The following is a 13,069-nucleotide window of genomic DNA, read 5'->3' on the forward strand; positions in this document are numbered from 1 at the left end:
GACCGATCTCACAAGGTATATACCCGGGATGCGGTCGTACCTTCAAAGCTACGGGGAGCATCGGTTGGCTGCTTTTGAGGGCAAATGGATGAAACCCCCCGTTGCAGCGGCTCTTGCCTTTTCCAGAGAAACGGGTCAGAAGACATAACACCGTGGACTGCTTTAAATCTACATTTCACTATTCCCGGAATTTACAGTTACATACAGGGGAGGAATCCGGAAGACCGCTCCTTCTAGCTATCGCACACTGACTGTCATTTAGCTTCGGATTGCTTTTTGGCGCAATTCACCGTTTAAGCCTTTATTCGCATTGCTGTATTTAATAAATACTGCTAACATTTTATGGAATGGGCACAGAAGTGGCATGACGTGAACGGTGAAGCATCAGCCCCCAATCAAAAAAAACGAATAGACTAGGAGGAGAACTCATGCTCGAGCAGATTTCTCAGCATCTATACCGCTACGAAGATACTTGCCACGTCTATGTCATTAAGAACGGCAGCGAGGCGGTCTTGATCGATTTCGGATCGGGAGCCGTGCTCGAGTTACTGGCGTCGATCGGCATCAAGAAGGTATCGGATGTGCTGATGACGCACCATCATCGGGATCAAGGCCAGGGTCTCGACAAAGCGGTCGCGGCCGGCTCGCGCGTCTGGGTTCCTCACCACGAGCAGGATTTGTTCGCGAATATCGACCTTCACTGGCACGGCCGTGAAATCTATGTCAATTACAATGTACGCCAGGACAAATTCTCCGTGCTCGAACCCATTCCGATTGCCGGGACGCTGAAGGATTACGCTAACCACCATTTCGGCGGTTATTCGTTTAACGTTGTTCCTACGCCTGGGCATACGTCCGGATCGATTACGCTAACGGCCGTGATCGACGGTAAGCTGATGGCATTTACGGGGGATTTGATCGCCGGCCCGGGCAAGGTCTGGTCCATGTCCGCGACGCAATGGTCGTATAACGGCTGTGAAGGGGTCATCCACACACTCTGTTCTTTGGCAATTCTGCGCAATATGGACTTGGACATGCTGCTTCCGTCGCACGGCGAAAGGATGGTGCATCCCTCTTCCGCCATCGACCCGTTGACAGAGAAGCTTGAGCAGCTGCTCCGGCTGCGCGGCCAATATTCGGATTACGAGAACTTCAAGGAACCGGAATACCGGGAAATCACGCCTCATCTATTGTGGAATGCCCGCAGCTTTGCCAATTCCTATGTACTCCTGTCCAAGAGCGGCAAAGCGCTCCTCATTGATTATGGGTATTCCAACATCTATCAGATTTTCACGGCAGGAGCGGATCGCGCATCGCGCCGGCCATCCCTTATGCCGATCGAACGGTTGAAACAACAATATGGCGTCACCAAGATCGATGTGGTCATACCGACGCATTATCATGACGATCATGTGGCCGGTTGTAACCTTCTCCGCGATGTGGAAGGGACGGAGACGTGGGTGGCCGATAATTTTGCTGTTTTATTCGAAAATCCATCCCATTATAACGTACCTTGCCTATGGTATGATCCGATTCCGGTAGACCGCAGATTGCCGCTCGATACGTCGATTGCGTGGGAGGAATACGACATTCGCGTCTACGAACAACCCGGGCATACGCTCTATGCGGTCGCCATCTCGTTCGAAGTCGACGGTAAACGCGTGTTGGCAATCGGAGATCAGCAGAATAACGAGGGGCAGTTGAACAATTACGTTTATCAAAACCGGTTCCGCACGCATGATTATGTACGGAGCGCGGAGTTGTATGGAAAGCTGAAGCCGGATGCGATAATTTCCGGCCATTGGGATCCGCTATGGGTGGAGGAAGGTTACTTCGATAAGCTGATGCGGGACGGGGAACGCTTAAAGCAGCTGCACGAGGAGTTATTGCCCCTCGAGACGATTGATCTGCAAGCGGAAGGCTTCTGCGCCTGGATAAAACCCTATCAGATTGAAACAAGCGGCGGGAAGACGACCGAAGTAACGGTGGAGGTTCTAAACCCGTTTCCAAGCAAGGAGAAGGTGACCGTTCGGCTAATTATACCGTCAGGCTGGAACGCGGACACGAAGGAGCTCCAACTGTATATCAATCCTCGCAGTGTGGAAACAGTACGGTTTGCGTTTACGGCTCCCGAAGGCAGCCTCGTGAAGCGAGCTCGGATCGCGGCCGATATCACGATCGGCGACCGTAAGCTGGGTCAGCAGGCGGAAGCACTTGTGACGGTCAATTAAATCACAGCGCTATTATAGGGGAGGCTCCTTCGTTGTCTGCATGTGTATGTCTGCAGCGAAGGAGCCATTATTTTTCCTTATTCATCCTGCGCTAGGTAAAGTAACGTGGGAGCATGACGATATTTGTTTTTCAAGGCCAATCGAAACAACTACGGAACGTATAGCGGCACTAGTTTTGTACGCTCGCAGTGAATTCGATAACAAGCTGATTTCTGAAGCGATTTCGGAATTCGGAGCAATTGGCTGTAAGTCGGAACTAAATAGCTGATAAATCAAAGACCCACAAGCAAGGACACTTTTGAAAAAGTGTCCAGCTTGTGGGTCAACGTTTCATTCTTGGGCTGTTTAAAAAGAACGTCCGATTATGTTAGATCAGCTTGCCGGCTTGCAGCAGCTTGTAGAGAACGGTAGCAGCAGCTTCCCGCGTTGTTGGAGCGGATGGATTGAACAGCTTGGAACCGCCAATTTCAGTACCTTCCATCAGACCAGCTGATGTAACGAATTCGATACTGTCTTTGGCGAAAGAACCAAAACTGCTTTCATCGTTGTAAGCATTACGCGAACCGCCATTGTCGGCTTTAAGGCTCAGTAGCTTACTTGCCTTCGTCAGCATAACGGCGAGCTCTTGGCGGCTAATAATGCCATCCGGGCGGAATGTATCGTCCGCGTAGCCGGTGATCAGTCCTGCGGCATAAGCAGAGCCGATCGAATTATAGTACCAAGCGGAGGATTCTACGTCCGTGAACGGCAATGGTGCAGCTGCGCTTAGACCCAAACCGCGGGTAAGCATGGCTGCGAATTCAGCACGCGTTACGGATTTCTTCGGTGAGAAGGTCGTGCTGGTTGTGCCATTAATCAGGAATTTCTCAGCGAGAGCTTGAATTCGAGATTGTGCCCAAGAAGTTGAAATGTCGCTATATGCAGCCTCGTGCTTAACAGCGGCATATACCGAGAATCCAGGACGGTTCACAACAACCGTGGTCGTGCCGTCTGCATTCGAAGTGAATACAGCTGGAGCGGGAGCAACCTTCCCATTCTCGATGAACAAGACACCTGATTTATCAGTCTGGAACCCTTTGTCGAGCGTGAACGAGCGCTTAACGAACACGTTTGCAGGTACGGCAAGAGGTTTCACGGACGTACCGTTCACCACATTGACTTCGAATGAGACCGGAACGCCAACGATGGAGGTTCCTTTTCCTTCAGCTTCGAATTTGCCTGCTTGGTCAGCAGCGGAGCTAATGACAAGCTCAATGCCGCTGCCGGCTGGTACTGATTTCAGTAGGGAGAGTGGAAGCTCAACAGCAGAAGCACCCGTGTTCAGGTACAACGTGCTGCCTTGCGGTGCTGCAGCCAATAGGGCAAGTTGTGCAGCTGTCAGACTCAGCTTGGAAGCCTTGCCTTCCTTAGCATCCACGTTAACGACGATCGCAAGCGGTGCAGTACCGCTGCCAATAGCAGATTTCAGGTCTTCATCTGTGACAGTCGCCACATCGGCTGTCGTTGTTGACTTCGCTGTGACGGACTGAAGCCCTTGACCCGTAATAGCAGTCAGCGCGTAAGTAGGAGTCGGCGCTGGCGGCGGCGTTACGATTGGCGGCGTAGATGTCGGCGGGGTAGATATTGTCTTGTGCTGAACCGAGAAGGTTTCGATGGCTACAGCCCCGCGAACGACGGCATCTTTAGAAAGATCATAATTATAGGCTACTACAGCCAAGGAGTACGTGCCATCTTTAAGTGTACCTGGATTTTCATTAAGATCGGCATCTAACGAGTAGGTGCCGTCGAAGCCTTTATACGAATAGCGTCCAGGCTTGAGCGGTTTGCCATACGGTCCCTCAGCCTGCAGGAATCCTACGGCTTGATCATTCATATCGTCGATTTCAATTAGATAAAGGTTGATGTCATCTGCAGCCAACTTGAATGACACGTCGATCGTATCGTTCAATCCGTCACCGTCAGGAGAGACAATCCGGCTTGACAGCTGAATATCTTGAACAGTGAATCCGGTGTCCGGAACCTCTGTTCCGACGTGGACGACAAATGGAATGTGGAGGGTTGGCTTGCCTTCGGCCTTGAGGACGACATCCCCTTCATACACGCCATCAACTGCATCTGCAGCGGGTGCGACTTCCAGTGCGAAAGTCTTTTTCTCTGAGGCAGCGGCGGTTACTGTTCCGTCCGTCAGACCAGTCAAGCTCGCGCTGATTTTACTTACTTCAGGAGTTCCGATTGGATGATACGGATCTGAGGTTACTTCGTCGTGCAACACGACCTCAGCCGTATACGTTACCTCTTCTGCAGATGTATTGTTAACCTGCAGGGTAATCGATTTGGCAGGATCACCCGCCTTCATGATTCCGAAGCTGGCATTGTCGCCATAGTTCGTAACATCATGCGGGTTCATGTTGATATCGAGCATTTTCAAACTTTCGACTGTCTCCAGAACAGCAGGTGTATTGATCGCTTTTGCAATATTTACGCGTCCTGCACCCTGTGAGTAGACATCATATTGAATGCCGTCCTCATCGCTGATTTCATCGGCTGTATTCGCGAGAGCAGCACGGATCTCGAACGGCGTCCACTCCGGATGCTCTTGCTTCAGCAGAAGAGCCAGACCAGCTACATGAGGCGTAGCCATACTTGTACCGCTTATGCGCTCATACGCTTCAGCATAAGAGATCGTAGGATCGTTCTTACCATAAGCCGGCCACGTGGACATAATATTAACGCCTGGTGCAGCCAAATCCGGCTTAATGCCAAGTTTGCCATCCGTGTTTGGTCCACGCGAGCTGAACGTCGCCATGTGATCACCCGTGAAGGATTCAGAAGGATAGTCGGTGCCAAAAGCAAGTTTGATCGTCGAGCCCGGGTTTGACTGCGCCAATTTGGCAATCGCTCGGCCTGTCTTGCCTTCCATATCGAAGGTAGGGAGGAAACCTAAGCTGTCTCCCAAGGAGGGGGTGTTAATCCATGAATCACGACCGTCAATCGATTCGCTTAAAATGGCTTCTGCGGTTTTTGGGTCAGTAGTAGTTGCATTGCCATTGAAGATAACAACGGCTTTGGCACCGTGCTCTTTTGCTATCGCAATCTTATCCACGAAAGCAAGTAAGCCGCGCGAGATGAAAGCGATTTTGCCTGTGACGTCTTTGCTCGCATAATCTTTATCGGCGCCAAGTCCGACATATACGGCTTCCTGTTTTTCGGTTCCTAAAATGGAAGGGAAATCCTCCTCGCCTGTCCGCCAGCCCATTACATTCAGGCCTTGATCTTGATAGACAGTGCCGATAGCCGTCCCATCATCTTGGTACACTGCACCAGTTACGGTAGCTGTATATTCCGTGCTCGCGCTGTCCACCGCGCCGACCGTAATCGCCAGTTGGCTCGATGCCGGAGAACCCATCGAATAATAATAAGACTCGGCACTATCGGCTGCGTTACCGCTAGCTACAACTGCAGTGACTCCAGCTAGCACAGCATTATTTATCGCAATTGCATCCGGAGAGAAGTTATCCTTGGCATCATCGGAGCCTAGCGACAGGTTGATCACATCCATGTGGTCTTTAACAGCATGTTCAATCCCGTCGATGACCTGTGCAGTGGAACCAGAGGATCTGCCGGTTTCAGCGTTAAAGCCAAGTACTTTATACACATGCAGCTCGGATTCGTATGCCACGCCTTTTTGTACGATGTCGGATGAGGGGTTCACGCCTCGGCCGGCGATGGTTCCGGATACGTGAGTACCATGCTGAGTACCTTCATTTTTTGTAACTTTATTAGGAATCTCTTCGTAAGGATCGTCCGTATTGAAGAACGAATCATGACCACCCTTGTATGCATCCTTCAGATCCGGGTGAACGTAATCCACGCCAGTATCAATGACGCCAATTTTAATGCCCTTACCGGTAAGTCCCTTGCCCCAAGCCGCTGGGACGCCGATTTGATTGAGCGGGTCGATATCGCATTTGCAGTCGGGGGAGATGGCAGACGGTGTCACTTTCGCATCTGGGATCGAGTAATAGGTACGGTTCTCATAGATGGATTTTACCCCAGGCAGCTTAGCCAGCTTCGGAATCTGATTGGCCGGCAATTCGACTTCCATCCCGTTAAGCACCGTGTCGTACTGATAGGTGACTTGAATCGGAATACCGCTATTCATAGCGCTGGCTATGAAACTAGTATGCTGACTCTGAATGGCACTTACTGTCGCTTCTGCATGAAAAGAATTGACTCCCATCCTGGTGGCATAATTCCCTTCGGAGATGGTGGCTCCTTTCATTTGAACGATGACCTTCACCTTATCGGCGGATGTCGTGTTTAAACGAGGAGAGATGAGCGGGCCCGTATTGGATTGAAGCTCTGCTGCAGACGGCTTACTTTGGAGCAGCTTACTGATCAGTTGGGGTGAAATCGTTGAATGCTGGCTTCCAGCTGCATACGCAGCGAAAGGCTGGAACAGAAGAACCGTGGACATTGTTGCAGAGAGAATGGCTTTGTTAAGAAATTTCTGCAATCGGATACCTTCTTTCTATTAGTAGAAGTGACCATTCCTTGAAAAAAATGGACATGGCAATTTCTTTAAATATTTCGCTAACATTCCTTAAAATCCTTTTCCAAAATCGAAATAGTCTAAAAATTCTAATATAAATATAGAGTAAATGTTAAAAACAAAAAGAGACCAGCAGCAACAAAGCCACAGATCTATTGATTTTCAGCATATCGTGCGCATTGCGACATATTATTGTTCTGAAGCCCCACAGGTCAGGGAGGGATTGGATTGTCGGATGCGTTTGTGGCACGTTCACTTGAAGAGGTAAGGTTCTGGTCGCGCATTATGAAGGAACATTCCTTATTCTTGAGACTCGGATTTCGATGTGAAGATACCTTGCTTATCAATGAGGCCAATCAATTTTATACGATTTTTGAAAACATTGAGTCTCGCGCAAACCATTTTACACTGGGAACAGATCCGAATACCATAAAACGGTTCAATGCCGAAGTCCACAACGCTGTTTCTCATATCTGGTTATTCAAACGAAAAGTACTTGGTCTCATCCTTACATGCAAACTGCCTGGGGCGAACAATTTTCCTTTGTTGGTCGACCACGTGAGCAGGGAGGCTAATTACTTTAGAAATCGGTTAACCGAATTGAATACAGGGAGATTGGAACCTCTTCCCGATGCGATCATTGACGAAAATGTATTCTTTTTGAGGATCATGGCCGACCATGCCAAATTTATCAGCCATTTGTTGGATCCATCAGAAAGAAAATTAATCGATCAGGCGAATAATTTTAGCGAAGAGTTCGACCAATTATTGTTTCAAGCCAGAGATTTGGAATCGATGCGACCCCAATCGCAAACGGTACCGCTTCTTGACCAATTTCTTGATCAAAATAGGGTTTCAGTCAAATCGTTACGTGACTTTAAAAAAACCGCTCGGGATTTAATCGCTGCTTGCCGAATAAAAAGTATCATCCATCCGCTATTAGCTGATCATGTATTCCGTGAGGCTGAACATTTTCTCTTTATTATAGACGTCTTTGAGAATAGCTTGACGGGTAGGACCTCACAGTAGCCTGCCAGTAAGGCGAGTCGTTTACACGGTTCGACGACAGCTTATATGCTGTAACGGGCTGTGCGAACAATCGAATATCATTTTTAAAGATAGGCGTGTTTCCGAGGCACAGGGAAACGCGCTTTTCTTGTTGGTGAGATGGGGCGCGAGCCGGCTGATTCGCTTGACGGTAGAATGAGCGCCGATCACGGGTCATTGTCAGCAATCGTGCAAGACGTGGAAAGGAAAGGAATGGAATCGCGCATCCCGAGGGATGCTAGACGCAGAAGTTCTTGCAACGAAGAAGGAGTGATTACGAATGAAACAACTTCCTGAGTTTCCGGCGTCCTATTGGATCGCTTCCGTCCCGGAAACGGATTTTCCGAAGCTTGGCGCAGACGATGAAGCCGATGTCGTCGTCGTAGGCGGAGGCATCACGGGCATTACCGTGGCCTATCTGCTGTCCAAGGCTGGCAAGCGGGTCATCGTCCTGGAAGCGGGACGCGTACTGAACGGGACGACCGGCCACACAACGGCCAAGATCACCGCGCAACACGATTTGATTTACGATGAATTGATTCAGCATTTCGGCGAAGACAAGGCTAGGCAGTACTACGAAGCGAACCGGGACGCGCTGGCGTTCGTGCGGAAGACCGTATCGGAATTGAACGTGTCGTGTGACTTGGCAGACGAGACAGCTTATTTGTATGCGCAGTCTGATGCGGGTGCAACCAAGCTGGAGCGGGAGCTGGAAGCGTACCGGAAGCTCGACATCCCGGGAGCACTGTCCGACCGCATAGCATTGCCGCTTGAGGTGAAGGCTGCGCTGGCGATGGAGCGTCAAGCCCGGTTTCATCCCTTGCCTTATTTAATGGCGTTAATCGATCGGATCGTCGCCTCGGGTTCCCAGTTGTTCGAGGAAACGACCGTCATGAAGGTCGAAGACGGGGACGAGCCCGTCGTGTTGACCGACCGCGGCCACCGCGTCCGTTGCCGGCACGTTGTGTCGGCGTCCCATTTTCCGTTCGCGGATTGGAAAGGTTTTTATTTCGCCCGCTTGCATGCCGAACGCTCGTACGTGCTAGGCGTACGCATCGGACGGAAATACGAGGGCGGCATGTACTTGGGGGTCGACCAGCCATCGCGGTCTATCCGGGTTGTTCACGACGAGCAGGAACCGCTCGTCCTGATCGGCGGCGATGGCCACAAGGCGGGGCAGAGCGCCTGCACATTCGAGCACTACGAGGCTTTGCGCGACTTTGCCGAATCGTTGTACCCGGTGAAGGAAATCGCCTACCGGTGGTCGACCCAAGACTTGGTCACCTTGGACAAGCTGCCGTATATCGGCCGTATCAACGGTGCGTCGGACCGGATCTGGGTTGCGACCGGGTACCGGAAATGGGGGATGACGAACGGAACAGCGGCGGCGATCTTGCTGACGAACAGGATCCTGGGCGAGAAGGACCCTTACCAGGAGCTATTTGATCCGTCGCGGCTGCATGCCGACCCGGACATCAAGACGTTTGTTAAGGAAAACGCCGATGTCGCGAAGCACCTGATCGCCGGCAAGCTGGAATTAGTGCATCGTCATCCTGGGGACGTCGCCGCAGGGGAGGGGGCTGTCGTCCGCGTACGGGGTAAACGCGCAGGGGCTTACAGAGAGGCGGACGGAACGCTGCACCTCGTGGATACGACCTGCACGCATATGGGCTGTGAAACGTACTGGAACGACGGCGACCGCACGTGGGATTGCCCATGTCACGGGTCTCGGTTCTCGTACACGGGCGAAGTTGTCGAAGGCCCTGCCAAAAAGCCGTTGACATCGCTTCGCGAGGAAGCCGAATAAACAGCTCTTTCCATAACTGCAATGTTGTAACGACCTCAAGCGCTGGCGGGCAGTTGACGTCCCATGAAGGAGTCGACCACGCGAAGAAGGCGATGTCGTTCAGCATTCTCATATAATTGAGACAAGATCATCATTTCATTAAAAGCCGCGAAAATCGCGGCTCTTTGGCGTTATGGGATCAAGTTCTTATTTTGTACAATATCGTCGTCACCGCCGCGAGCAAAGGAATTTGTTTTCATTTTGAATCGAATTGTAACGCGTCCATGCCTTAAGCAATATCCTATTAGTCAAATGACTATTTACATGGAGGTTATTTTATGGATCGTGGTTTTTTCCCTGGCGGTGGATTTGGTGGAGGTTTCGGGCGGCCCTTTTTTCGACCTTTCCCACATCCCTTTTTCCCAAACCGTTTCTTGTTTCCGTTCTTCTTCTTTTCCCCGTTTTTCTTTCCTTTCTTTAGAGACGGAAAGTCGGATGACATGTTATTCGCGCAGCACCAAGTGCAACCGGGAGACACGCTAGCCGCAATAGGTCACAAATATAACATTCCCCATCAGATTCTGGAGGAGGCCAATTCGCATCTTTCCAACCCGAGCCAATTAAAAGCGGGGGAAATGGTATATGTGCCTCGCATTTCGAACATGGTTTGCCAAAAGACCTATTCGGAGATGCCTCCTGTGAATCAAGGCCAAGCGATGTAGTTAAGCTGGCGTTGGTTGGAATCCCCGCGACTCCCCTCGGCCAGTACATTTGGCTTGCGCGCCGAGTCAATCACAAGGCGTAAGCACGCTTATAGGGACGATAAGAAATTAGTCGGGGCTAGTTAGTTTCAATATATAGTTTAGTTTATGACAAAGGCTACCGACTGTTTCGGTAGCCTTCACTCAGCATTATGTGGATGATTGGTCCCGGTTACTTCGAAACATTTTTGCTGCTAGGAATGGAGCGCTACTTTCGTCTATGGACTTCAAATGCTCCATAAACGAATTAGAACATAAAGATCGGCCCGAAGGTAGTGGTTTTACAAAATGAAGCGTACAGGCAATACGATTTTTATTACAGGCGCGATTCCAAGTATTAGCCATGTAATTTTCTTGCCTCTATAATTATATAATGAGAAGCACGTTCCTTTATTAACCAAGTTCCGTTTTGACACACATATGTGTCATCATATTTAACGCTATAATCAGTGATAACTTCTTTACCATCTTCTTCTCTCACCATTTTTATTTGAGAATGTACAACACCTCTTGCAGTATCGCCATCCACTTTCACAACGTGTTGTCCGTTAATGGAAAAATAACGTTTCACAATAGAAGCGTGACCTGTAAATTCCTCTTCTAATTGTTTTGTTCCTATAACATCAGACACCAATTGGCTGCCCATATAAACCTTAAACCTAGTATCTGGCGTAAATAAAAGCATCTGATCTGTAATGTTTTTTTCATCTGTCAAATTTGCATAAGCATCAACTAATTCTCTTAATTCTATTTTTGCTTGTAAAACCTCTAACGACATCATTTTTTCCTCCTTTAATGACCAACGAAATTTCTTTTGGTGGCAATTCAGCATGAAGATTGGAATGGCGGATAGTCCAATAATGCAATTTGAAAGCGTTTGACGTTTTTAATTGTAGAACGTAGAATTAAACCATTCAATGGTCGATATTTAACTAAATGATAATTAATAGTCACATTTTCTTATTGTGACCATTATCTTTATTGGATGGAGCGTTTGCAAATGGGTAAAGACAAGGTAGACCTACGTATTCTAAAAACAAGGAAAGCCATTAAAGAGGCCTTCTTGAAGCTTATTCAAACGAAAGGCTACGAACGGATAACCGTACAGGACATTGCCGACGAAGCCATGATAAATCGGAATACTTTTTATTTACACTATATGGACAAGCCTGATTTGATGGAGTATTTATGTCAGGAAAGCATGGAAAGAATAAATGTTTGCTTTAACTTGGATATAAAAGATCGAGAAATCCATGCTATAGATAAGGAAATGTTTGTCTCAAGCTTAAAGGAAATGTTAAAAGCCATAGAAGACAACATTGTTTTCATGAGAACGATGCTTAGTCAGAATGGTCAACCTAACTTCTCAACCCATTTAAAAGAAGCATTAAAAGATTTTATTCTTTCCGGTATTGGTGATTATAATCAAAATCAGAAAATGAAAGTTGGATTAGAGTACATTATTTCAGGGTTAGTAGGCGTGATTTGTATGTGGATTTCAGAATCAGAGCATTTGGTAGTTGAAGAGGTCATCGAACATTTGAGTGAAATTCATTTTAATAATGTATTAGACTTGTTAAAAAACGTTTAACGGCAACAGGAGTTTAGTTAAAGTTTACATCCCCAACTTACACAAAAGCGCCAAAGGCTGTCGATATTTTCTCGACAGCCTTTGCTTCAGAAAAGGAATAACTTAGTTTTGTTCGTACAACGCAGTCATACCCTTGGAACATTCTTATCAGATATCGTATCTTTGTACTCAGGAGAGGTGATAGCTGTTTTATGGCTAATGATCAATCTTATACGATCGGGCACGTGTCACGGATAGGTCGAATTTCCATCCAGACGCTGCGATATTACGACAACATTGGGCTGGTGTGTCCGAGCCGGACGGATCCCATTACTCACTATCGTTATTATTCGAATATGGACATTTTGCTGATAAAAATTGTGCAGGATTTGAAGCGTCTTCGTTTCTCGCTTGAGGAGATTTCAAGCATATTGAAACAGTCAGGCCTGGACGGACTATCAGCAGCTTTGGAGGGGAAGAAACAAGAAACGCTTAAGGAAATCCAACGACTTCAACTGACGCATGCTTCGATAGAGAACCGGATCAGTCAATTGGACAGTCTGAGAAGCCTCAATGAAAAGCTTGATTCCGGAGGGGAAGGCGTCCTGATTGAATTGAAACGCCTAGCTGACCGCATGATCGCATTCGAGAGAAAGCGGGCAGTTTGCGGAATGGAGGCGTCTGTTGTTCGTTTTACACAGCTGTTTGATAAGCTGGACATTCATGGATTGACGGCACAGGGGCAAATCATGAGCATCTATCACGAAAATTTGCTAACGTTCGACCGAACCGATTCGGATATTGAGGTTTGTATTCCCCTATCTGCGAATGCTCTAAATTCCCCCTTCGTTCGGATGCTGCCTGGCGGCGATTATATTACAGCAACCTACAGCGGCCCGCCTAACGAAGAGTCTTGCAAAAAAGTGTACCGCCATCTTTTGGATTGGATGGGCCGACACGGGTACTCTGAATGCGGGCCCGCCATAGAGCAGTATGTCGTTGATTTGAGTCAAATGCGCGATCCCCATGAGTTTATCGTGGAGCTTCAAATTCCGGTGGAGAAGGTATTGACTCTATAGTGGCTATAGGGTTTAAGCTGGTTTCATTCTGATGAAGTCAGGG

At 48.5% G+C, this 13,069-nt stretch carries 8 protein-coding genes; 6 read left to right on the forward strand and 2 right to left on the reverse strand.

Annotated elements, in window-relative coordinates; genetic code table 11:
- The first annotated feature begins 428 nt into the window (after nucleotides 1–428).
- Entirely contained in the window at nucleotides 429–2,231 is a 1,803-nt protein-coding gene (locus KXU80_RS04000; protein WP_219836997.1) for an MBL fold metallo-hydrolase, read from the forward strand.
- Between the two features lie 367 nt (nucleotides 2,232–2,598).
- Here KXU80_RS04000 and KXU80_RS28270 read toward each other — a convergent pair whose 3' ends face one another.
- Nucleotides 2,599–6,747, reverse strand: coding sequence for a S8 family serine peptidase (locus KXU80_RS28270; RefSeq protein WP_219836998.1), 4,149 nt, complete (start codon nucleotides 6,745–6,747; stop codon nucleotides 2,599–2,601).
- Between the two features lie 264 nt (nucleotides 6,748–7,011).
- Here KXU80_RS28270 and KXU80_RS04010 point away from each other — a divergent pair, with 264 nt between their 5' ends.
- The 3 genes from KXU80_RS04010 to KXU80_RS04020 all read left to right on the forward strand — a co-directional run bounded on the left by KXU80_RS04010 (nucleotide 7,012) and on the right by KXU80_RS04020 (nucleotide 10,338).
- Nucleotides 7,012–7,812, forward strand: a complete 801-nt coding sequence (locus tag KXU80_RS04010; protein WP_219836999.1) for a DUF2935 domain-containing protein — start codon at nucleotides 7,012–7,014, stop codon at nucleotides 7,810–7,812.
- A 298-nt stretch (nucleotides 7,813–8,110) separates the two neighbouring features.
- Entirely contained in the window at nucleotides 8,111–9,637 is a 1,527-nt protein-coding gene (locus KXU80_RS04015; RefSeq protein ID WP_219837000.1) for an FAD-dependent oxidoreductase, read from the forward strand.
- Nucleotides 9,638–9,954: 317 nt separating this feature from the next.
- Nucleotides 9,955–10,338, forward strand: a complete 384-nt coding sequence (locus KXU80_RS04020; protein WP_219837001.1) for a LysM peptidoglycan-binding domain-containing protein — start codon at nucleotides 9,955–9,957, stop codon at nucleotides 10,336–10,338.
- A 376-nt stretch (nucleotides 10,339–10,714) separates the two neighbouring features.
- Here the strand turns inward: KXU80_RS04020 and KXU80_RS04025 are convergent, their stop codons facing one another.
- Nucleotides 10,715–11,158: a nuclear transport factor 2 family protein gene (locus tag KXU80_RS04025; RefSeq protein WP_258171238.1), complete on the reverse strand. Its 444-nt coding sequence runs from the start codon at nucleotides 11,156–11,158 to the stop codon at nucleotides 10,715–10,717.
- Between the two features lie 219 nt (nucleotides 11,159–11,377).
- Between KXU80_RS04025 and KXU80_RS04030 the strand changes: the two genes are divergently transcribed.
- Together KXU80_RS04030 and KXU80_RS04035 are read left to right on the forward strand one after the other, a co-directional pair.
- Nucleotides 11,378–11,968, forward strand: coding sequence for a TetR/AcrR family transcriptional regulator (locus KXU80_RS04030; protein ID WP_219837002.1), 591 nt, complete (start codon nucleotides 11,378–11,380; stop codon nucleotides 11,966–11,968).
- A 191-nt stretch (nucleotides 11,969–12,159) separates the two neighbouring features.
- Nucleotides 12,160–13,026 (forward strand): MerR family transcriptional regulator, encoded by an 867-nt coding sequence (locus KXU80_RS04035; protein WP_219837003.1) that lies wholly within the window; start codon nucleotides 12,160–12,162, stop codon nucleotides 13,024–13,026.
- Nucleotides 13,027–13,069: the final 43 nt, after the last annotated feature.

The organism is Paenibacillus sp. R14(2021) (assembly GCF_019431355.1).
Taxonomy (GTDB): domain Bacteria; phylum Bacillota; class Bacilli; order Paenibacillales; family Paenibacillaceae; genus Paenibacillus_Z.